Here is a 22,311-nt window from a genome sequence, read left to right on the forward strand (position 1 = left end):
ACATTAACCCTCTACGTTCAAGCCCATTGAGCGAGCTGAACCCGCGATAGTCCGAACGGCTGCATCCATACTGGCGGCAGTTAAGTCCGGGTCTTTAGTGGTCGCGATTTCTTCCAGTTGCGCACGAGTCACGGTACCAACTTTCTTGGTATTCGGCTCGCCAGAACCACTCTTAATACCAGCCGCTTTCTTCAGCAAGAAAGCCGCAGGTGGGGTTTTGGTTACAAACGTGAAAGAACGGTCTTCAAACACAGTGATTTCAACTGGAACCGGAGCGCCTTTTTCGAGGCTGTCTGTCTGCGCATTAAACGCCTTACAGAATTCCATGATGTTCACACCGTGCTGACCCAATGCAGGACCAACGGGTGGTGAAGGGTTTGCCGAACCAGCTGCAACTTGCAGCTTGATAATGGCGGATACTTTCTTAGCCATGATAATTACCTCTGTAAATGGGTGTAACGCCTCGCACGCTTTGAGGTAGCATGCTCAAACGGCTTCCCGATGTATAAAAACGGAGGCGGATTGTATATTAACCCGCCAGCTTGATCAAGACTTTTCTACCTGACTGAAATCCAGGTCGACAGGTGTCGAACGACCAAAGATTGAAACCGACACTTTCATGCGGCTTTTTTCGTAATCAACTTCTTCCACGGTGCCGTTAAAGTCAGCAAATGGGCCATCGTTAACACGGACCAGCTCACCCGGTTCAAACATCGTCTTCGGACGTGGTTTGTCTTCTGACTCGTTCAGGCGGTTAAGAATAGAATCTGCTTCTTTTTGGCTGATAGGGGCCGGACGTTCAGCAGTGCCACCAATAAAGCCAAGAACACGAGGCGTGCTTTTGACCAGGTGCCAGGTGTCTTCTGTCATCACCATTTCTACCAGCACATAACCTGGAAAAAATTTACGTGCGCTTTTACGACGTTGACCGGCGCGCATTTCAACAACTTCTTCAGTAGGAACCAGTATTTCACCGAAAAGCTCTTCCATGCCCTGGGTCTTTATGTACTCAAGCAAAGTTTTTTGTACACGCTGTTCGTAGCCGGAAAAAGCCTGGACTACATACCAACGTTTTTTCTGTTCTTCAGACATTATTTTCTCCGCTTGCTTACATGTTTATGCCGGTTGCAAGACCAACCACGCGCACCAGAATACCATCTAAGCCCCAAAGCAAAAGCGCTACGATAACAGTGGCGACGATAACAATCATGGTTGTCTGAGTGGCTTCTTTGCGACTGGGCCATACTACTTTACGTATTTCTATGCGGCTCTCTTTTGCAAAGGCAATAAACTGGCTTCCTTTTGCTGTCTGACTCAGTACCGCTGCAGCCAAGGCAACCAGGACCACAACGCCACCAGCGCGAGCTACAACAGACATGTCGCTATACATGTAATTACCTGCGACAGCAGCGACTAGCAAAGCAATGGCAATAATCCATTTAACGCTATCTAACGGGTTTGACTGATTCTCTGTGTTTGCACTCATGGTTGCTGATCCTGCAATCTACGCTGTTACACTGAGTACCATCGGCACTCTGTTAAAATCTGGCAGGGGTGGAGGGATTCGAACCCCCAACCGTCGGTTTTGGAGACCGCTGTTCTACCAATTGGAACTACACCCCTGGAACTTCCATCTACACCAATCAAACTTCCTCTGCTCACACGTAAAACCAAAGGTAATTAAGGCTGGGTAGGATGGACGCCGTATTATACCGATCAAAGCGCTGAAAACAAGCCCATAGCTTGTTTAAAAGCGATAGCCGAAATTAATATCAAGTCCCCGGACTGAACGACCGTCGCGTTCTCCATAACCAAAGCTCACGCCGATATGGCTCCCACCAAGAGACATCCGACGCGGGTAATAATTATACATCAGCATACCGCCATACACAGCGCGCTGATCAGTCTCCCGATAATAAGTCCAGCCATCCTGACGCCAGTACTCAAAACTTCGTTGCACGCCGACTGGGCCAACCCCAATACCTATCGCATGCTCACCGGAATCACCCAGAATATCTGAACGATGGTAGGAGGCAGTTAAGCCAAACAAGCTACCAGAGTCACTGTTATAACGCACCAGGCCACCACCGACCACCCACAAGTCATTATCCGTGGCGCGCGTCATATTAGCACCCAGGCCTGAATACTGAGCGCCAATGCCTATGCCAGGATGGTAAGTCGCATCCGCGTTGGCTAAGGTTGGAAATAAAAATAGCGAACTGCATAACAAAGTATATTTATATAAGTTAATCACAACAACTCCATGACTACACAACGATAAAGTACGTTAACAAGGTTATGATGGCTTTTCAGAACGTACCACGCAATTGTGCCTGGTTAGTTAGTATTTCATCGACACCAGCTTTAATTGCCTGCTCATGCTCTTTAACACTCTCTGGTAAGTACCCTATTACTTTAGCTCCTTTCTGGTGATAACGCTGAACCAGTTTAGGCCTTAATAGCGGTACCCCTTTGAGATTTGGTGGCACTGCATAATACTGATTATCCTGTATGTTGCCGAGCTGGGGTATACCCACCAGCGCAGCGACGCCGGCACGGTAACAGGCTTTATCACGAGCCAGACAGAACGCATCGTTCATTTGCGATTTAAGACGTTCTTCGTGAGTTGAGCCCCACATCAAATAACGCGCTCTATTGCGCAAAAAATGCTCGACCTCGGGCTGTTGTTGCCATTTCTTCAGCTGCTGTAACGTCTGCTCCGCACTGTCCGGCTTTATATCCAGAATCCAGCGTAAGTGTTGGTACTTATCAAGAAATTGATCGAAAAATAGCAACGGCTCACCGTTAAACAAGCGAACCTGCTCAATCTCACGGCGCGTATAGTCACTGATTTTCCATTTATCCGGTGAAATACGCCCCAGATTAGCATCGTGACAAAGCACGATATGACCGTCGCGGGTGCAACGTAAGTCCGTCTCCAGATGTTCAAAACCCAGATCTATAGCCGCATCAAACGCCGCCTCGGTGTTTTCCGTCGCATCAGCGCAATAACCGCGATGGCTAATCCACTCCGTCATATATCGACTCCTTAAATCTCATCTCCTGCATAATAGCAGAGCCGACAAACAGGGGTTTACTGAAATGCCGACGAACGAAGCAAAACACCAACTGCAACCGCTTTAGGCGCAGTATCGTAACTAAGGTTAATGCCAAAGCTGCCAATCTTGATAATGGCACCCAGATTAGCGTTCAGTCGATAACGGTGGAATGTTTCCAGCGGAGCTCTTGGATTAACTCGTTGATAGGACAAGCCTGGCCCAGCGTACAGAATAAAAGCATCAGAAGGAATAAAGGTAAAACCTGCATTAACCAGGGTATATGAACTACTCTCCCGGCCATTCCCGCTATTCCAGACTTCCTCCGGAAGGGCTGCGTTGATATAGAATCCCTGCCGATAATTGATCGCTTCAGGGGCACCAAACCACAAATTAACGTTGCCACTCGTCCTGTACCGTTGACCGTTAATGGTTTCGTCGGGGATAACTGAATATCCGAAGCTAACAACCCAGTCGTCCGCATAAACCTCAGGCGTAGCAAGCCCAAAGATCACTGCCATACCGAGCAATTTCCAGAGTGTTGCTTTCATATAACGTCCTTGTGCGAAAACTTGATAGCAAATGAAGATGTTAAAATTAAGTTTACCACTGAGTGAGTAAATCCACTACTCAATAAAACCGGGCAGGGAGGAAAACGGGGTCAGAGACCCTACACAATCAATGAAACTTAAAATTGATAACCCAGTGAAACCGAAAATGATTTATAGCTACTGTCGGTGTGACCGAACATCACACCGACACCAACGACAAGACCGGGGCTCGTCGCACCATTCTCGTAGAACTGGTACATCGGCCCCGCCCCCCAGTTGATACGGCGATTGGAGGAAAACCGTGGATAGGTCTCCGCGCCTACCGAGCCAACGTAGACTCCCAATGCGTGCTCAGAGTCCGGCCCGCCTTGACCGATAAAGTCAGTGCGCAGCCAGGACGCACCTGCGCCTACGGTTGCATTATTAACAGGTAGCCTGACGCCGGCACTAAGCGCGACTATCTGGCTGCCGGAGGTATAGGAGGCGTAGCCACCGAGTCCGGAATAGTTAAAGCCAAGACCCGCACCAAAGTGCAGGTTGTCTTCACTGGCGTGGCTGGCAGCGGATAAAAAGGGAAAGATAGCAAGAACGGCGACAGGCCTGAATTTGAGCACAAGATAATCCTTTATATGAGCAACAAATATATGAGTAACAAAAAGGGCTCCCATTGGGAACCCTTTTCAGTATTTCGCTGAGCACGCAATGCATGCAGAGGCGATTAATCTAAGATTTTAGATACTACGCCAGCGCCTACTGTACGGCCACCTTCGCGAATCGCGAAACGCAAACCGTCGTCCATAGCGATTGGTGCAATCAGATCCACTACGAATTTGATGTTGTCACCAGGCATAACCATTTCTACGCCTTCTGGAAGCTCTACTGCACCCGTAACGTCTGTCGTACGGAAGTAAAACTGGGGACGGTAGCCTTTGAAGAATGGCGTATGACGACCACCTTCTTCTTTGCTCAGTACATACACTTCCGCTTCGAACTTAGTATGCGGAGTGATTGAACCTGGCTTCGCCAGTACCTGACCACGTTGGATGTCTTCACGCTTCGTACCACGCAGAAGCGCACCGATGTTCTCACCTGCACGACCTTCGTCAAGCAGCTTACGGAACATCTCAACACCAGTTACAACTGTCTTCGTCGTATCTTTGATACCAACGATTTCAACTTCGTCACCTGTGTTTACGATACCGCGCTCTACACGACCGGTTACTACAGTACCGCGGCCAGAAATAGAGAATACGTCTTCGATAGGCATCAGGAACGGCTTGTCGATGTCACGCTCTGGCTCTGGGATATAAGTGTCCAGTGCTTCGGCCAACTCAACGATTTTTTGTGTCCATGCTTCGTCGCCTTCCAGGGCTTTCAGAGCTGAGCCCTGAATAACTGGCAGGTCGTCACCTGGGAAATCGTACTCAGACAGCAGTTCACGAACTTCCATCTCGACCAGCTCAAGCAGCTCTTCATCATCGACCATGTCACATTTGTTCATGAATACAACGATGAAAGGAACGCCAACCTGACGAGACAGCAGGATGTGCTCACGCGTCTGTGGCATTGGGCCATCAGTCGCAGCAACTACCAGAATAGCGCCGTCCATCTGAGCAGCACCAGTAATCATGTTCTTAACGTAGTCAGCGTGACCTGGGCAATCAACGTGCGCATAGTGACGGATCGGAGTGTCATACTCAACGTGTGAGGTTGAGATAGTGATACCACGCTCGCGCTCTTCTGGAGCGTTATCGATAGATGCGAAGTCTTTTGCAGCACCGCCGTATACTTTTGCCAATACAGTGGTGATCGCCGCCGTTAGCGTGGTTTTACCATGGTCAACGTGGCCGATAGTACCGACGTTTACGTGCGGCTTACTACGTTCAAATTTTTCTTTAGCCATGACAGCCTCTCTTCAGATACGCTCGGTGACGATATTCACCAGTGCTTAGTTTTAATTAAAAATACGATGTTTTGCAGTAACGAGGAAGCAGAAGTATAGATAAAGAATGGTGCTGATAGGCGGATTTGAACCGCCGACCTCACCCTTACCAAGGGTGCGCTCTACCAACTGAGCTATATCAGCACGGAAAATTCTTGGAGCGGGTGGCGGGAATCGAACCCGCATCATCAGCTTGGAAGGCTGAGGTAATAGCCATTATACGACACCCGCAAATCTAAACTTCGGCTACCTGGGGCTGCAAAAAAGTGGTGGAGGGGGCAGGATTCGAACCTGCGAAGGCTGAGCCGTCAGATTTACAGTCTGATCCCTTTGGCCACTCGGGAACCCCTCCACAAATTTTTTCTAAATGGTGCCGGCACCAAGAGTCGAACTCGGGACCTACTGATTACAAGTCAGTTGCTCTACCAACTGAGCTATGCCGGCTTCACCGTTTAGGTGGAGCGCATTCTATGGCATGGATTTTACTCTTGCAACAGGTAATGCGCTTTTTTTTTGATTTTTAAGGCCAATTGCTTACTTTTTGCTTAATAAGCTCGGTTTTTAAACGTTTTGTGTAGCAGGCTACGCCTGCTACACAATAAACGAATGATTAACGGCAGGCATAGCCTGCCCTGCGATTACACCGCGAAAGGGTGGCGTAAAGTAATAGTTTCCGCTCGATCCGGACCTGTTGAAATAATATCAACAGGAACTTCCAGCAGCACTTCCAGACGCTTTATGAACGCTAAAGCTTCAGTTGGCAAGTCCTGGTGCTTGGTCGCCCCAATCGTTGGAGTAGTCCAGCCTGGCATGCTCTCGTAAACCGGCTCTACCGCGTCATAATCTTCAGCAGACAGCGGCGGCAACTCGACCACTTCGCCGGAAGGCAGCTTATAACCAGTACAGATTTTAACTTCTTCCAGACCATCAAGAACGTCCAGTTTAGTCAGGCAAAGACCACTGATAGAATTCAACTGCACCGCCCGGCGCATCGCTACCGCGTCAAACCAGCCGGTACGCCGCTTACGCCCGGTAGTGGCGCCAAACTCGTGACCTTTCTCTCCCAGGTGCTGACCTACATCGCAAGCCAGCTCTGTCGGGAATGGCCCCGAACCAACGCGGGTGGTGTAAGCTTTAACAATACCCAATACATAATCAATATAGCGCGGGCCAAATCCAGCCCCTGTTGCAACGCCACCAGCGGTCGTATTGGATGAAGTTACATAAGGGTATGTGCCATGGTCGATATCCAGCAAGGTACCCTGAGCACCTTCAAACATCATGTTATCGCCATTACGACGCGCTTTATCCAGAATACCCGGAATGTCGGCTACCATCTTAAGTAATACAGGAGCTATTTGTTTGCAATAGGCTAATACCTGATCAACGTCTACGGCTGGCTGCTTATAATACTCGGTCAGCGCGAAATTGTGATATTCCACCACTTCACGTAACTTTTCTTCAAAACGCTGAATATTAAACAGATCACCCACACGCAAAGCACGGCGTGCTACTTTGTCTTCGTAAGCAGGACCAATACCACGCCCTGTCGTGCCTATGGCCTGTTTGCCACGAGCCAGCTCACGCGCTTTATCAAGCTCTACATGGTAAGGCAGAATCAAAGGACAGGCTTCACTGATAAGAAGGCGCTCGCGCACGGGAATGTCACGCGCTTCGAGCATTTCGACTTCTTCCATCAAGGCTTCTGGCGAGAGCACCACACCATTGCCAATCAGGCAGGTTACGTTCTCACGCAGAATTCCTGAAGGGATCAGGTGCAGAACCGTTTTCTCGCCATCAATAACCAGCGTATGGCCGGCATTATGGCCGCCTTGGTAACGCACCACATAAGTTGCTTTGTCAGTTAACAAATCAACGATCTTACCTTTGCCCTCGTCACCCCATTGGGTACCGAGAATAACGACGTTTTTACCCATGATTCTCAAACGGTGGAAAATTAAGTCGCGATTCTAGCAAAAAGAAAAGCAAAGTTCAGAGCTTTTTCGCACAAAATTCATGCGAAGCGAATTTGCTGGTAGTCTGCTGCCTCATGATAGAGCGCAAAACCAAAACGCAGGCGGTCATAACGATAGTCTGTAGCAACGCCTTGCTCTTTCAATTGGGCCGCCAACTGCTGCACCCGCTCTGCACTTTGCAGACGAAAGGTAAAGAAATGGCCATGTTCATTGAGATCCTGACACAGTAGGTTCTGGCGACAGATATCTATATGGTTCAGGCTATCAATATGCTGCAGAAATGCCTTCTGCAAAGACTGGATATAGCTGTGAACTTTATGATCGCTCAATCCATCGCGCTGCCACCAGTCGAGCACCGCATGCAAGCGATACAACGCGGTAAAATCCATGGTCGAACCGGCAAAACGAAAACCATCCTGCGCGTAGCCTACCGGGCCTTCCTGAGGTTTCGCCAGGCTTTCAAAGTCGGCAAACCAACCGGTAAATTCAGGCCTTAATTTATTTCCCGGAGGCACCAGGGCAAAACAGGCGCCTTCGCCGGACTGCCCGTACTTATATGCACCAGCCAGGTAAAATACCCGATCCTGATAAGGTCCAAGGTCCGTAGGTACCGCACCAAAGCCATGGTAGCCATCAATCATAATGACCGTATCCTGATCCTGCACCGCATCCAGCCAGCCTTGCGGGTCTGGCGAAGGCACTCCGGAATTAAAGAATACCTGGCTAATAAAAATGACATCATAAGCCTGGGCAGCAACCGCGTCGCGCCAGCGTTGTGGCAGGGTCGCAAAGGGTTCAGTGGCAATGCGTGTCACCTCAACATTCCCACGCTCTTCCAGGCGTCGGCTCTGCCGGTTAAAACTATGAAATTCTCCATCCGTAGTCAAAATACGCAGCGTTTTGGACGGGTCAAAACTGCTCAAAACTCGGTACACCAGTTCATGCGTGTTCGGCGCGAACACAATCTGCTGTGGATTGCTCACATTCAAGCGCTGAGCTATCAGACGCTGCACAGCTGGCACCTTCTCCTCAAAAATACGCTCCCACTTATCATCCGCCAGCCTCGCTGAGTCGTCCCAGTATTCCAGCTGAGCTTCACGGGTTACATCAGGCCAGTAATAATGACTGTGTGGAGAGCAATGTAAAATCCCCGGGCGGGCCGACAAGAATCGTTGGTAGTGTTTTTTGTACATAATATGACTCATTTTTGGCTTTGGGTCAGCATACAAAAAAGCCGGCAACAGGAGAACCTGTAACCGGCTTTTATTCGTCAACAAGGTTACGGCTTAGTCGTTAGAGCCGCCACTCATGCTGTTAAAGTACTTAAAGAAGTCACTTTCAGGGCTGAGTACGATAACATCGTTACCGCCTTCAAAGCTGGCTGTGTAAGCTTCCATACTACGGATAAAGGAGAAGAACTCTGGATCCATTCCATAAGCTTCACCATAAATACCCGCCGCTTCTGCATCACCTTCACCGCGAATCTGGCGCGCTTCACGTTCAGCGTCAGCCAACATAACAGTTACCCGGGCATCAACATCAGCACGAATGAATTCAGACTCCTGACGACCCTCTGAGCGATGCTCACGAGCCACCGCGTTACGTTCAGCACGCATACGTGCATAAATCGCTTCGCTGACTTCGTCTGGCAGGTTAATTTGCTTAACCCGTACATCAAGCACCTGAATACCCAGGTCGCTGGAACCGTCCGCAGCCTGCATTAATGCCTGCTCCATCAGATCTTCACGTTCACCAGATACGATATCCTGAATAGTACGGCTACCGAACTCACTACGTAAGCCTGAGTTAATCCGGCGCATTAACAGTCCTTCTGCCTGAGCGCGATTACCGCCCCCGGTAGACAGGTAAAACTGCGCAAAATCACTGATACGCCATTTTACGAATGCATCCACGATTAAGTCTTTCTGCTCGCTGGTAATAAAGCGGTCCGCTTCACCGTCCAGTGTTTTTACCCGCGCATCCAGTTTTTCGATACGTTCGATAAAAGGCATTTTAAAATGCAGACCCGGCTGGTAAACCACTGCCTGGCCTTCATCATCCTGTGCCACTTTACCAAAACGAATAACGATACCGCGCTCACCTTCAGCAATAGTGAACAGCGAGGAATAACCAAGCAGCGCAAGTATAACGACTATAACACCAATTAAATTTTTCATGGTTTATCTACCTCCCCGTCCGCCTGAGCTACGGTTGGTTGTACCGCGACCAGAGTCAGGTTGTACAACACGACTAGTACCGGTGGCTTGTCCATCTTGAGACTGACCCGTCGGCAATATCGGTGCCGTACGCTGACGTTCCATTATTTTATCTAGTGGCAAGTAAAGCATGTTGTTGCTGCCTTCTACGTCCACCATGATTTTGCTGTTGTTACGATAGATATCCTGCAGAGTTTCCAGGTAAATACGCTGACGCGTAGTTTCTGGATTCGCCTGATACTGAGGTAACAGCTCACGGAAGCGGGCCACTTCACCCTGAGCACGCAATACCATTTGCTCTTTATACGCCTGTGATTCCTGTTGCAGTCTGCGTACGCGACCTCGAGCCGTTGGCTCTATCTCGCGGGCATAAGCTTCAGCTTCACGAATAAAGCGTTCCTGATCTTCCTGTGCTGCAATGGCATCATCGAAAGCATCACGAACCTGTTCTGGCGGTCGTGCTGGCAGGAAGTTAACGTCTACTATTTGCAGACCCAGATTGTAACGTTCAACTAAGCGCTCAACAATTTCACGTGTCTGTGAGCGTATCTGCTCCCGGCCAACCGTCAGGATGTTATCCATGGTGTTGTGACCGATAACATAACGCAAGGCGCTGTCGGTTATTTGTGACAAGCTGCTATCTGGATCTTCTACGTTATATAAGTAGCCACGTGCATTAATCACACGGTACTGAACGCCAAGCTCCACACGGACTACGTTCTCATCTTCGGTCAACATAAAACCGCTGGTTTGTTGTGAACTTACATTGTTCACATCCACGTTAGTTACGCTATCAACGAAGGTCGGCTTCCAGTGCAGGCCTGAAGTGACTTCAGTATGGTAAGCACCAAAACGCAATACTACGCCTCGTTCTGCTTCATTTACGGTATAAAAACCAGAAATGAACCAGACCACAAGAGCCAGCACTACACCAATTCCTATACCTTTTGCAGGCAGGTTGCCACCGCCCTGGCTTTTGCCAGAACCGTTGCCGCCGCCTTTACCACCAAGGCCTAACTTGCCAAGCAAGTTCTTTAAAGCTTCATCAAGATCAGGTGGTCCCTGATCCCGGCCACCTTGGTTTTTCCATGGGTCGCGATTTTTATCACCGCCATTCCCCGGTTGATTCCAGGCCATCGATTACTCCACACTTAACTATAAATCAAAGAGTCAGGATGCCAGCTCGTTACCCGATTCCGCGAACCCGGTAAGCCTGCCAGCGTAATTCTTTAGTAGCCGCTGCCATTCGACAGCAGGCATTCTGACAGATACTAACATATCTCCGTTTTCAAGTATCTGTTCCGCTTCAACGCAGTCTAACTGATACAACTGACTGCGCAGTTTACCTTCTTCTGGTGGTAGCCGTAAATGCTCAACCACCATTTGCCGTGCCAGACGCTCTTCCAGAGCCTGCAGCAACAGTTCGCAGCCTTCGCCCGTCTGTGCTGATAACCAGACTCGTTGGGGCACGCCCTCGTCATCATAATCAATGCGCGCGGTATGCTCGTCGAGTCGGTCAATTTTATTACAAATCAATAACTGCGGGGTTTCGGCGGCATCAATTTCTGTCAGCACAGCATCCACCTGACGCTGATTATCTTCCTGACGTTCATCACTGATGTCCATCACATGGAGCAGTAAATCAGCATCCCGGGTTTCCTGCAAGGTCGCCTTAAAGGCGGCCACTAAATCATGGGGCAAGTGGCGAATAAAACCCACAGTATCAGCCAGAATGACTGGCCCCACATCTTTCAGTTCTATTTTTCGTAAGGTTGGGTCGAGCGTGGCGAACAATTGGTCCGCAGCATACACCGTAGAGTCCGTAATACGGTTAAATAAAGTCGACTTACCTGCGTTGGTGTAACCAACCAGCGCCAGCGTTGGAATCTCAGCGCGTTTGCGCGCCCGGCGCCCTTGTTCACGTTGCTTTTCTACTTTCGCTAAACGAGCCAGAATAGATTTTATACGAGCACGTAATAAACGTCGGTCCGTTTCCAACTGAGTTTCCCCAGGTCCCCGCAGGCCAATACCACCTTTTTGGCGTTCAAGGTGAGTCCAGCCTCGAATCAAACGGGTCGATATGTGGCGTAGCTGCGCCAGTTCAACCTGCAGTTTACCCTCATGGGTACGTGCTCGCTGCGCAAAAATATCCAGAATCAGCCCGGTGCGGTCCAGCACCCGACATTGAAATACTTTTTCCAGGTTTCGTTCCTGAGAGGGGGACAGCCGATGATTGAAAATCACAATATCAGCTTTGCTGCCCTGAACTAAGTCAGCTATTTCCTGCGTTTTGCCACTACCAATGAAAAGTTTGGCATCAGGCGCACGGCGACTAGTGGACACTACATCTAAAGTGCGAACGCCAGCAGAGGACACCAGCAAAGCCAGTTCCTCGACGTCTTCTCGCGCAGATTCATTTGGAAAATCAACATTGACGAGTATAGCTTGCTCGCCGCCTTCATATCTATCAAACAAGCGAGCCTACCTCTGCATACTAGTAATGTTCGACACCGCCTTCTGCTTCCTCATCACCTGTTGTTGGCTGATAGTTATTAGGAATACGTGACGGTACAACTGTAGAAATGGCGTGCTTATAAACCATTTGACTAACCGTATTTTTCAACAGGATGACAAATTGATCGAAAGATTCGATCTGCCCCTGCAACTTGATGCCGTTTACCAGATAAATTGAAACTGGAATACGTTCACGGCGTAACGCATTCAAAAATGGGTCTTGTAAGGTCTGCCCCTTTGCCATGACTGGGTTCCTTTAGCGATTTGTTATTAGAGTTTATGCTGTCGTTAACAGCTCTAGTGTAGCAACTAATTCCTAGATATGCGGATTTTTTCTGTAAATTCAACGTTTGCAGCAACTTATTTATTTAAGCCACATTTGCGGCCGGCTGGGTTGCTCATCATCCAGGAGCTGCATGGCAGTCGTTAACATCGTTCCGGCTAAAGGATCCAACCAATGTAAATCAGGCCAGGAGCGTAACCAGGTAATCTGACGTTTCGCCAATTGCCGGGTTGCTATCACACCGCGTTCCTTCATTTCCGGGTACTTCAACTGGCCATCCAGATACTGCCACATTTGCCGATAACCGACTGCGCGCATGGAGGGTAAATCCAGATGCAAGTCACCACGTTCCTTCAACGTGCTCACTTCCCTTTCGAGCCCTTCTTGCAGCATAAGTTCAAATCGCTGGCTAATTCGTTGATGTAAAATACTGCGATCCTGGGGCGCTATTGCAAACTGATAACTAGGGTAAGCAAGGCCAGGTTGCTGGGTCTGTGTCAGCTCGGTCATGCTTTTGCCAGTCAGCTCATACACCTCAAGGGCGCGCAATAAGCGCTGCGGGTCATTAGGATGAATACGAGCGGCTGCGACTGGGTCCAGTTGTTGCAACTTTTGATGCAAAAAAAGCCAGCCATGTTCTTCGGCCCTGGCCTGCAAAGCCTGGCGAACCTCGCTGTTTGCTTCAGGCAGGTTCGACAAACCGCCTAGTAACGCCCGGTAATAAAGCATAGTTCCACCTACCAACAGTGGAGTTTTACCTTCGGCCAAAGCCTTTTCAATCGCCTTCAGCGCGTCACGGCGGAACTCAGCCGCTGAATAGATTTCCGCTGGGTCACAGATATCAATCAGCGCGTGAGGATACTGGCTCAACTCCTCAGCGCTGGGTTTAGCCGTGCCAATGTCCATGCCCTTATATATTAACGCTGAATCCACACTGATTATCTGACAGGACATACGATCCGCCAGATCCATAGCCAACTGAGTTTTGCCCGCGGCGGTGGGCCCGGAAATGCAAATTACATAAGGTTCTTTATTCATTTGCAAACTCTTGCCACGGCAATAAATTTATCAGGCGCACCCAGTCATCAGACGCCAACTGTGCCTGAGCCTGTTGCCACCAGTAGCGAGCCTGTTCCTCACTGTAAGCATCAAGAACGCTATGCTCTGCCAGCCAACGCAGTACCACTGTGTTTTCTGCCAGCACTTGCTGTGGTTTTAGTTTTTGCAGTAACAGATTAATACTCTGCTCAATACTGGTATGGCGTAGCAATGCCGGCACCTGCAATACTATAGTCCGGGTTCTGCTCAGTAATTTCAACTGCACGCCGAGCTGCGCCAACTGGCTGAGCTCCTTATCGCTAATGGCTTGTTCCAGCTCCAGTTGCACGGGCAACAGCAATGGCTGCCCACTTAACCCTTGCTGCACCTGCTTAGTCAGCCGTTTAAATTCAACCAGCTGCTGTAAATCCGGCAGCGCCAATAAGCCCAGCTGATCGCAATTTTTCAATAACAGCCAACGTTGCGACTGCACACAAAGCCACTGCCAGCTTTTTTTATCCCCCTCAGCCAAAGGAGCTTCGCTAGCGGCCGGTGTCATTAATTTTTCATAATGGGTCGATGCTGTTGCAACCTGAACGGGAGAAGCGGCTGGCTTACCCCTGGACCCTTGCGGCTGCTGATAAAAGTGCCGTGGAGGCGGCTGATAACCTTCTGTAGGGGCGCCTTCCAGCGAATCCGCTTGCGGCAATGCCTGTCGAATGGTCTGTAGTACAAAGTCATGTATCTGACGAGCCTGATGAAAACGCACTTCATGTTTAGACGGATGCACATTCACATCCACGTCGCGGGCAGGCAGCGTCAGGTAAAGCACAAAGGTAGGCTGGCGGTCGGCTGGCAGGAGATCACCATAGGCCTGGCGAATAGCATGATTGAGTAATTTGTCTTTCATCATGCGCCCATTAACGAACATGTACTGCACGTCACCCTGATGACGGCACACTGCAGCGGGTGCTATCCAGCCCTGCAACTGCCAGGGGTCGACCTGATTAACTATGTGCAGCGCGTCTCCTGCAAAAGTGTTACCAGCTACCGCTTTTAAGCGCTGAATTTGCTGAGGTTCAGTAATTGCCGGCCGATAGTCACGGACTTTGCGCTGATTATGGCGCAACTGAATACGTACTTCGGGCGCACCAAGTGCTATCCGTTTAACCACCTCATCGATATGCCCAAATTCCGTTTTTTCGGTACGTAAAAATTTACGCCGGGCTGGCGTGTTAAAAAATAAATCCTGCACATCCACAGTAGTGCCATCCGGATGAGCTGCAGGCTGAATACTCACAGTCATTTCACGGCCTTCACAATAGGCCTGCCAGGCTTCAGACTGTACCGCAGGTTTAGAAGTCAACGTCAGCCTGGAGACAGAACTGATACTAGCCAGCGCCTCACCCCGGAAGCCAAGACTCATAATGCTTTCTAAGTCATCCAGGCTGCTTATTTTACTGGTGGCATGACGGCTTAATGCCAGTTCAAGTTCGTCGTGGGCGATACCCTGCCCGTTGTCCCGGATTCGGATGCGTCGCGCGCCACCCTGCTCGATATCAATAATAAGTTCGGTCGCACCCGCGTCAATGCTGTTTTCTACAAGCTCTTTCACCACTGATGAAGGTCTTTCGACTACTTCACCAGCAGCAATCTGATTAGCCAGCCGCGCTGGTAATTGACGAATAGGCATAAGTCAGGAAGACGGAATTTCCAGCACCTGACCGACACGCAGCACTGTGCTGTTCAACTCATTATGCCGCTGAATAGCGCCCACTGAGGTGTTGTAGCGCTGAGCAATTACCGACAAAGAGTCTCCCGAGCTGACGGTATGCTTCCGCACTTTGGTATTAGCCAGTATGGTGCCATCCAGCGGGTGACGAACAAAGTATTCCCGCACACCATTATACAAAGCATTGGCCAGCCTTTGCTGGTGTCCAGATGAGCGCAGCCGTTGCTCTTCCTGAGGATTGGAAATAAATCCCAGCTCGACTAATACTGAGGGTATGTCCGGGCTGTTCAATACGGCAAAACTGGCTGCCTGCGGTTCACGCCTGTGCAGACGGGTGATACCTTCCAGCTCTTTCAGCAGAATATTCGCGGCATCAAAACCGCCACTCATCGAATTATCAATCGACATATCAAGCAACGTCCGCGCCAGATAAGGATCGCCGCCATTTGAAGTCAGAATCTCGGCAGCACCGCCCAGTAGTTCAGAATGTTGTTCACGATTTTCTAACCAGCGACCCAGTTCTGTATTGGCTCTGCGCCGAGATAATACCCATACCGAAGCACCATGTGGTTGCGGTGTGGTAAACGCATCCGCATGCAGCGAAATAAACATGTCAGCCCGTTCGCGACGTGCCGCACGAGTTCGTTGATTCAATGGCACGCCATAGTCAGCAGAACGCACCAATACAGCCTGCATTCCAGGATCTGCGTTTATGGCATCCGCAAGACGTTGCGCGACTGGCAAGGTTACATTCTTTTCATAAGTACCGGCGGGACCTATAGAACCCGGATCTTCGCCACCATGGCCTGGGTCAATGGCCACTATAACTTTGCGTTCAGGGAGACGATCTGCAGTTCGGGTAATTCGCTCTTCCGGCACTGACTGCCCCGGAATATCAACCACCAGGCGATGACCGTAGCGCTCGTTCGGCGGCAATGGAAAAACGGTTGGCGTCACACCTTCGCTGAGCTCCAATACAATGCGGGTGGTACTACCATTAGGCGCAGAACTGGTGCGAATACGCTGCACCATCATAGATTCAAAATCCAGCGCATCCAAATCGGTAGCATTGCGCGTACCCGCCAGATCAATGACCAGACGATAAGGCTGCCCATCATAAAGCGTAAAATAACTATGCTTAGGCGCCGCGGCCAGATCAAAGACCACCCGGGTTTTATCCGGCGCCGGCCAGACCCTTACAGAGTCCAGAGAACCGGACGCATGCGCCAGCGCTGACCAACCCAGCAAAATAATAAGTAATGCTATTTTTTTCATAGTTTCTGCACAAACTTACGGCCATTTTCAGTCAGACCGGTTACCCGTGCCCGACGACCCGCACCCTCAGCTTCGATAATTATATTAACATCCGCAGGAGGCAGTATACCCTCACCCCGCTGAGGCCACTCCACTAAACACAGGCAATCTTCTGCAAAATAATCACGAATGCCCATAAATTCAAGCTCTTCTGGATCATGTAGTCGATACAAATCGAAATGAAAAACCCGCCACGGTGCCAACTCATAGGGTTCTACCAAAGCATAGGTTGGACTTTTCACGGTTCCGCTGTGCCCCAGGCCTCGAATAAATCCCCGGCTAAAGGTCGTTTTACCCATACCCAGCTCACCTTCTAATGCGATCAGTAGCGCGCTCTCACAATGCTTAGACAACTCTGACCCCAGCGCTTCGGTAGCGGCTTCATCTGCAAGCTGGTAATGCTTTTCATGCATGTTGTGGATTAACCCATATTCTTATTGTTGAAATTACATCACTGGCAATCAACCCTCGGGGCTGTTGTTGCGCAGCACTGTCGGCAGCGGCTCCATGCACCAGGACTGCCTGAGCAACCAGCTCAGCGGGTCCCTGACAAATATTAGCCGACTGTACATACAAAGGTGCTAAAAGCGCCCCTATGATACCTGTTAAGACGTCCCCCATGCCAGCACTAGCTAAACCTGGGTTGCCACTGGTATTAACCGCCACAAAATCATGGCCGTGAACAATGCTACCCGCACCCTTTAGTACCACAACACCACCGTATTGTTCCTGTAAAGCTGCGGCGGTTGCCCAACGGTTTTCTTCATTATCGCTTACCGATGCGGCCAACAGTCGGGCCGCCTCCCCCGGATGCGGCGTCAATACCCAGTCATCACGCTGAAACGGTGACTCCGCTAACAGGTTAAGGGCATCAGCGTCCACCACCAAAGGCTTTTCGCTATCTTTAACCTTATGCCACCAGCTTCGGCCCCAGTCGTTCTGCCCCAGGCCCGGTCCTATTGCTATAACATCCGCCTGTAGCATTAATTGTTCCGCCTGAGGGTCATCCACATTCAACCCACGCAGCATGAGTTCCGGCACGCCAGCGGCCATGCTCTGCTGTCCCGGTGCACAAATCACCGATACCTTGCCCGCTCCTGAGCGCAATGCGGCTAGTCCCGCTAATTGCACGGCCCCTGTCATACCCTGCTCGCCACCGATGATAAGCACATGACCAAACATACCTTTATGACTATTCCAGGGGCGCGGTGCAAATGCCTGCCATAACTGACCACTTTCAAGGCGCCAGGCACTATAGTTGGTCAGGGTGCGGAATTCACGCAGAATACCCAGGTCTGCAAACTCCAGATTGCCGACATAATCTCCGGCCTGGCCGGTAAAAAGGCCACGTTTAAGTGCCACCATAGTTACCGTGTGTCGAGCCTCTACGGCACAACCTAACACGCGACCGGTATCTCCATGCAAACCACTGGGTAAGTCCACTGCAATAACCGCAAGCCGGGCTTCGTTAAGAGTTTCAATGCAGTCCTTTATTTCTCCCCGGACATTATCTTCCAGGCCAGTCCCGAGCAAAGCATCTATGACCACATCGGGTTCACTATCCTGCCAGTCCGGCAACGCTTCGCTCACACCTCCAGCCGTTATCCATTCTTGTTCGGCCCTTTCTGCATCTTCCGTAGAAGGCGCTCTGCTGGCAAACAGGCGCACTTCATAACCGCTTTGCAACGCATGGGAAGCCAGGATATACCCATCGCCTCCGTTGTTTCCCGAACCACACAAAACAGCCACCTTTAAAGGGGCCGGAAATTCATTTTGCAGACACTCAAAAACCGCTTTGCCCGCCCGTTGCATCAGCTGCCACATGCTCACTCCTGCCAGCTCCGCCGCTTTGCTTTCGTTTTCACGCACCTGTTCTGGGCGATAGAGTTGCTGTGGTATGCTATTACTCAATAAAGTTTTCATCGGGCATGTTCTCCATCATGGTTCAGACTACAGACTATCAGTTACTGGCAGATAACATTAAGCGCTGGGGCAAAGAGCTGGGATTTCAACAAGTTGGAATCACTGACATAGATCTTAGTCAACACCAGGCCGCGTTACAAAGTTGGCTGGATAAAAACTTCCATGGCGATATGGATTATATGCAGCGCCACGGCATGTTGAGGACCCGCCCGGATGAGCTTCACCCCGGTAGTGTCCGGGCTATCAGCGTACGCATGGATTACCTGCCCAAGGGCGCTGCATTTGCCAGGGTTCTGAAAAATTCACGGCTCGGCTATGTCAGTCGTTATGCACTAGGTCGTGATTACCATAAACTTATGCGTAAACGACTAAAACAACTGGGCGAAAAAATTAAAGCCGAATTCAGTGAGACAGATTTCCGTCCCTTCGTTGACAGCGCCCCTATTCTGGAACGCCCACTGGCAGAAAAAGCAGGGTTAGGCTGGACCGGCAAACATACCTTGTTACTGGATAGTAAAGACGGCTCCTGGTTCTTTTTAGGTGAGCTACTAATCAACCTGCCGCTACCCACGGATACCCCTCAAGCCGAACAATGCGGTAAGTGCACTGCCTGCATGACTATCTGCCCTACTCAGGCCATTGTAGAACCTTATCTGCTGGACGCCCGGCGTTGCATTTCTTATCTGACGATTGAACTTAAGGGCCCTATACCAGAAGAGTTTCGCAAACCGATGGGCAACCGTATTTATGGTTGTGATGACTGCCAGCTGATTTGTCCTTGGAACCGGTACGCCAGTCCGACTGATGAAAAAGATTTCCATCCCCGCTCCGTGTTGCATGCTCCAGATTTAATCGAATTATGGAACTGGACTGAAACCGAGTTTTTAAAGCATACGGAAGGTTCACCCATACGCCGTATCGGTCACCAACGCTGGTTGCGCAATATTGCGGTCGCTCTGGGTAACGCCCCGGCCAGTGAAGAAGTTGTGCAGGCCTTATTGCAGCGTAACCAACAGGTCAGCGAACTTATTCAGGAACACATTGACTGGGCTTTACAGGAACAAAAGCGTAAGTTGCAGCAGGATGACCAGCCTAGTCAACAAATAAAGCGCCTGGTACGGGTCATAGAAAAAGGCCTGCCACGAGATGCTTAGTCGGGTTTAAAGACGCCGATCACACCATCAAATTCACGCTCGGATCCCGAGCCCTGTGCTTTAGGTTCGCTCATTTTAAAGCCACATTCTACGCACTCGACATGCTCCACCCCATTTTCAGTGAATAACATCAGGCTATCCTGAGCTTTACACTCAGTGCAGGTTGCACCCGCTATAAAACGTTTTTTTTCGCGTGCCATAGGGTCCTCAATGGTTGACTCAGGTTGTTTAGCGTTACGCCCTCGCGGACTGGACACAGCTCAGGTATCATGTCGGCCTGGTTTTAAACGCAGGTTATTATGATACAAGCAGACGCCCTTGGCCTTATTCGCGGTGGCAAACAGCTACTCATCGACAGCAATTTTACCATTTTTCCTGGCCATCGTGTGGGATTAGTTGGTGCTAATGGTTCAGGAAAGTCGTCACTCTTCGCACTGCTGCGCCATGAGTTAAAAGAAGATGCAGGCAGCCTTTATATTCCGCCAGGCTGGCGTATTGCCAGTGTCGCTCAGGAAACCCCCGCACTTGACGACAGCGCCCTGACCTATGTGATCAGTGGCGATAAAGAATTTATGCAGTTGCAGGACCAGCTGAAAAAGGCCGAACAAACCGATGACGGCGCTGCTATTGCCCGTATTCATGGCGAGATGGATGCTATCGGCGGCTACCAGATTGAACCCAGAGCAGCCAGTCTGTTATCCGGGCTTGGCTTTTCTCAGCAGCAACTGAGTGCCCCAGTCAGTTCATTCTCTGGTGGTTGGCGCATGCGCCTGAATCTGGCCCAGGCCCTTATTGCACGGTCCGATTTACTGCTCCTCGATGAACCTACCAACCATTTGGATCTGGATGCTATTTACTGGCTGGAGAGCTGGTTATTACGCTATGAAGGTACTTTAATACTAATTTCCCATGATCGTGACTTTCTCGATGCCGTCATTACGCACACTATCCATATCGACCGTCAGCAAACTCATGAATACAGCGGCAATTACACCAGTTTCCAGCGCCAGCGCAGCGAAAAAATATCGCAGCAACGGCAGGAATTTGAAAAACAGGAACAGCAACGAGCCCACTTACAAAAATTTGTTGACCGCTTTAAAGCTCAGGCTACTAAAGCCAAGCAAGCACAAAGCCGGGTCAAAGCGTTAGAAAAACTGACCGCTACCGCCCCTATTGAAGACTCAGCACCTTTCCAGTTTCAGTTCCGCGAGCCAGCTAAGTTACCCAGCCCGCTTATCGAAATGGAAAAATTACGAGCCGGATATGGCGATACGACAATTCTGCAGAATATCCATCTCAATCTGGTTCCTGGCAGCCGTATTGGTTTGCTGGGTCACAACGGTGCGGGTAAATCAACGCTGATGAAACTGCTTGCAGGAGAGCTGGAGCCCTTATCCGGTGAACGCCGGGTCAGTCCTGGCATCGCCATCGGCTATTTTGCCCAGCATCAGCTGGAAACCCTGAATCAGAAAGAAAGCCCCATTGCTCATGTGCAGCGCCTGGACAGCAAAGCCAGCGAGCAGTCGCTGCGCGACTACCTGGGCAGCTTTGGTTTTAAAGGCGATGATGCCTTTGCCCCTTGCGGCCCCATGTCCGGCGGGGAGAAGGCACGCCTGGTACTGGCCCTGGTAGTTTATCAAAAGCCTAACCTGCTGTTGCTGGATGAGCCAACCAACCACCTGGATTTGGATATTCGCGAAGCGCTCATGCGTGCGTTGCAGGAATTCAGCGGTGCTATGGTTATAGTATCGCATGACCGACACTTTTTGCGGGCTACGGTAGATGATTTTTATCTGGTTGCGAACCAACAGGTGAGTGCGTTCAATGGCGATCTCAGCGACTATCAGAAATGGGTCGAAGAAGAGCGCCAGCAGCAAAAACAGATTTTGCGTGACGACAAGCAGGACGAAGGCGACAACAAGCTAAGTAAAAAAGAATTACGTCAGCAGGCCGCTCAGCAACGGCAACAGCTCAAGCCACTGCTTAACAAAATAAAGCAGGCCGAAACCTTGATGCAGAAAGCTGAACAGGAGCTGGAGCAAGTACACAGCGCTCTTGAGGATGCAGGCCTGTACGATGCAGATCGGAAAAATGAGCTGACTGAATTATTAAAGTCTCAGGCGAACTGGCAACAGCAACTGGAACAGGCGGAGGCAACATGGCTGGAATTGAGCGAAGAACTGGAAAGCTTAAACGATCTGAGTTAACTACGGCTGATTTCTGGGATGCAGCTGCACAGCTTTACGCAGAACCACAGGTGCAGAAATGTTGCCTGCAAGCACAGGATAAGCAGGGTATTAACGTTAATTTACTGCTTTTTATGATGTGGCTGGAAAAACAGTCGAAAATGCTAAGTCTGAGCCATTATGATCAGCTAAAAGCTGCTTTAGAGAGTTTTAATAAGCAGTTTACCGCACCTCTTCGCAATCAGCGACGGCGTCTCAGTGAGCACCCCCAGTTATCAGTAAAAAGTCGCCAGCAACTGAAAGAAAAGTTACTTGCTGCTGAACTGATCTTAGAAGCAGAAGAGCAAGCGCTCATGATAGCGCGCTACCATGAGCTGCCGGAAGATAACACCGCACCAATTTCCTGGCACAGCGTTATCAGCTAAC

23 protein-coding genes and 5 tRNA genes are annotated in these 22,311 nt (G+C 50.1%); 3 read left to right on the forward strand and 25 right to left on the reverse strand.

All coding sequences use genetic code 11. The features are described 5' to 3' along the window. Positions 1-3 precede the first annotated feature (3 nt). From rplK to CWE09_RS08560, 24 genes are all read right to left on the reverse strand, one after another. Entirely contained in the window at positions 4-432 is a 429-nt protein-coding gene (gene rplK / locus CWE09_RS08445; RefSeq protein ID WP_126803532.1) for a 50S ribosomal protein L11, read from the reverse strand. Positions 433-546: 114 nt separating this feature from the next. Beyond that, a complete protein-coding gene (gene nusG / locus CWE09_RS08450; protein ID WP_126803533.1) occupies positions 547-1,092 on the reverse strand; it encodes a transcription termination/antitermination protein NusG in 546 nt (181 codons plus the stop codon). Between the two features lie 16 nt (positions 1,093-1,108). Continuing rightward, positions 1,109-1,486, reverse strand: a complete 378-nt coding sequence (gene secE, locus CWE09_RS08455) for a preprotein translocase subunit SecE (protein ID WP_126803534.1) — start codon at positions 1,484-1,486, stop codon at positions 1,109-1,111. Between the two features lie 60 nt (positions 1,487-1,546). Beyond that, positions 1,547-1,623 (reverse strand) — tRNA-Trp (locus CWE09_RS08460). 124 nt (positions 1,624-1,747) lie between these two features. Then, positions 1,748-2,254: a hypothetical protein gene (locus CWE09_RS08465; protein ID WP_126803535.1), complete on the reverse strand. Its 507-nt coding sequence runs from the start codon at positions 2,252-2,254 to the stop codon at positions 1,748-1,750. Between the two features lie 55 nt (positions 2,255-2,309). Further along, a complete protein-coding gene (locus CWE09_RS08470; RefSeq protein ID WP_126803536.1) occupies positions 2,310-3,038 on the reverse strand; it encodes a glycerophosphodiester phosphodiesterase in 729 nt (242 codons plus the stop codon). A gap of 56 nt (positions 3,039-3,094) precedes the next feature. After that, positions 3,095-3,607, reverse strand: coding sequence for a hypothetical protein (locus CWE09_RS08475; RefSeq protein WP_126803537.1), 513 nt, complete (start codon positions 3,605-3,607; stop codon positions 3,095-3,097). A gap of 137 nt (positions 3,608-3,744) precedes the next feature. Beyond that, positions 3,745-4,275 (reverse strand): hypothetical protein, encoded by a 531-nt coding sequence (locus CWE09_RS08480; protein WP_126803538.1) that lies wholly within the window; start codon positions 4,273-4,275, stop codon positions 3,745-3,747. A gap of 50 nt (positions 4,276-4,325) precedes the next feature. Next, entirely contained in the window at positions 4,326-5,510 is a 1,185-nt protein-coding gene (gene tuf, locus CWE09_RS08485) for an elongation factor Tu (RefSeq protein WP_126803523.1), read from the reverse strand. A 107-nt stretch (positions 5,511-5,617) separates the two neighbouring features. Beyond that, positions 5,618-5,693: transfer RNA gene (locus CWE09_RS08490), tRNA-Thr, on the reverse strand. Positions 5,694-5,705: 12 nt separating this feature from the next. Then, a tRNA-Gly gene (locus tag CWE09_RS08495) sits at positions 5,706-5,780 on the reverse strand. A 36-nt stretch (positions 5,781-5,816) separates the two neighbouring features. Continuing rightward, positions 5,817-5,901: transfer RNA gene (locus CWE09_RS08500), tRNA-Tyr, on the reverse strand. 16 nt (positions 5,902-5,917) lie between these two features. Beyond that, a tRNA-Thr gene (locus CWE09_RS08505) sits at positions 5,918-5,993 on the reverse strand. Positions 5,994-6,187: 194 nt separating this feature from the next. After that, positions 6,188-7,486 carry an adenylosuccinate synthase gene (locus tag CWE09_RS08510; RefSeq protein WP_126803539.1) on the reverse strand — a complete coding sequence of 433 codons (1,299 nt, stop codon included), beginning with the start codon at positions 7,484-7,486 and terminating at the stop codon, positions 6,188-6,190. A 77-nt stretch (positions 7,487-7,563) separates the two neighbouring features. Continuing rightward, the gene (locus tag CWE09_RS08515; RefSeq protein ID WP_126803540.1) at positions 7,564-8,718 is read right to left on the reverse strand and encodes an aminotransferase class V-fold PLP-dependent enzyme; all 1,155 of its coding nucleotides are present in this window, start codon (positions 8,716-8,718) and stop codon (positions 7,564-7,566) included. A gap of 93 nt (positions 8,719-8,811) precedes the next feature. Beyond that, complete coding sequence (hflC, locus tag CWE09_RS08520; protein WP_126803541.1) at positions 8,812-9,702, reverse strand: protease modulator HflC; 891 nt, start codon at positions 9,700-9,702, stop codon at positions 8,812-8,814. A gap of 3 nt (positions 9,703-9,705) precedes the next feature. Next, positions 9,706-10,878, reverse strand: coding sequence for an FtsH protease activity modulator HflK (gene hflK, locus CWE09_RS08525; RefSeq protein ID WP_126803542.1), 1,173 nt, complete (start codon positions 10,876-10,878; stop codon positions 9,706-9,708). Between the two features lie 33 nt (positions 10,879-10,911). After that, the gene (hflX, locus tag CWE09_RS08530; protein WP_126803543.1) at positions 10,912-12,216 is read right to left on the reverse strand and encodes a ribosome rescue GTPase HflX; all 1,305 of its coding nucleotides are present in this window, start codon (positions 12,214-12,216) and stop codon (positions 10,912-10,914) included. Positions 12,217-12,235: 19 nt separating this feature from the next. Continuing rightward, positions 12,236-12,499, reverse strand: coding sequence for an RNA chaperone Hfq (gene hfq, locus CWE09_RS08535; protein ID WP_126803544.1), 264 nt, complete (start codon positions 12,497-12,499; stop codon positions 12,236-12,238). A 120-nt stretch (positions 12,500-12,619) separates the two neighbouring features. Further along, positions 12,620-13,576 (reverse strand): tRNA (adenosine(37)-N6)-dimethylallyltransferase MiaA, encoded by a 957-nt coding sequence (gene miaA / locus CWE09_RS08540; protein WP_126803545.1) that lies wholly within the window; start codon positions 13,574-13,576, stop codon positions 12,620-12,622. Beyond that, positions 13,569-15,269, reverse strand: a complete 1,701-nt coding sequence (gene mutL, locus CWE09_RS08545; protein WP_126803546.1) for a DNA mismatch repair endonuclease MutL — start codon at positions 15,267-15,269, stop codon at positions 13,569-13,571. Before mutL ends, miaA begins: the two co-directional genes overlap by 8 nt. Positions 15,270-15,272: 3 nt before the next feature. Then, positions 15,273-16,583 (reverse strand): N-acetylmuramoyl-L-alanine amidase, encoded by a 1,311-nt coding sequence (locus CWE09_RS08550; protein ID WP_126803547.1) that lies wholly within the window; start codon positions 16,581-16,583, stop codon positions 15,273-15,275. After that, a complete protein-coding gene (tsaE, locus tag CWE09_RS08555) occupies positions 16,580-17,035 on the reverse strand; it encodes a tRNA (adenosine(37)-N6)-threonylcarbamoyltransferase complex ATPase subunit type 1 TsaE (protein WP_126803548.1) in 456 nt (151 codons plus the stop codon). The genes CWE09_RS08550 and tsaE overlap by 4 nt, the downstream gene beginning before the upstream one ends. After that, positions 17,028-18,545 carry an NAD(P)H-hydrate dehydratase gene (locus CWE09_RS08560; protein WP_126803549.1) on the reverse strand — a complete coding sequence of 506 codons (1,518 nt, stop codon included), beginning with the start codon at positions 18,543-18,545 and terminating at the stop codon, positions 17,028-17,030. The genes tsaE and CWE09_RS08560 overlap by 8 nt, the downstream gene beginning before the upstream one ends. Before the next feature lie 17 nt (positions 18,546-18,562). Here CWE09_RS08560 and queG point away from each other — a divergent pair, with 17 nt between their 5' ends. Then, entirely contained in the window at positions 18,563-19,699 is a 1,137-nt protein-coding gene (gene queG, locus CWE09_RS08565; RefSeq protein ID WP_241974322.1) for a tRNA epoxyqueuosine(34) reductase QueG, read from the forward strand. Here queG and CWE09_RS08570 read toward each other — a convergent pair. Further along, complete coding sequence (locus tag CWE09_RS08570) at positions 19,696-19,899, reverse strand: YheV family putative zinc ribbon protein (RefSeq protein ID WP_126803551.1); 204 nt, start codon at positions 19,897-19,899, stop codon at positions 19,696-19,698. The genes queG and CWE09_RS08570 overlap by 4 nt on opposite strands. A gap of 99 nt (positions 19,900-19,998) precedes the next feature. On the opposite strand from CWE09_RS08570, the gene CWE09_RS08575 reads away from it, so the two are divergent. Both CWE09_RS08575 and CWE09_RS08580 read left to right on the forward strand, forming a co-directional pair. Beyond that, a complete protein-coding gene (locus CWE09_RS08575) occupies positions 19,999-21,906 on the forward strand; it encodes an ATP-binding cassette domain-containing protein (RefSeq protein WP_126803552.1) in 1,908 nt (635 codons plus the stop codon). Continuing rightward, the gene (locus CWE09_RS08580) at positions 21,858-22,310 is read left to right on the forward strand and encodes a TIGR02444 family protein (protein WP_126803553.1); all 453 of its coding nucleotides are present in this window, start codon (positions 21,858-21,860) and stop codon (positions 22,308-22,310) included. The genes CWE09_RS08575 and CWE09_RS08580 overlap by 49 nt, the downstream gene beginning before the upstream one ends. Position 22,311: the final 1 nt, after the last annotated feature.

The organism is Aliidiomarina minuta (genome assembly GCF_003987145.1).
Classification (GTDB): Bacteria; Pseudomonadota; Gammaproteobacteria; order Enterobacterales; family Alteromonadaceae; genus Aliidiomarina; species Aliidiomarina minuta.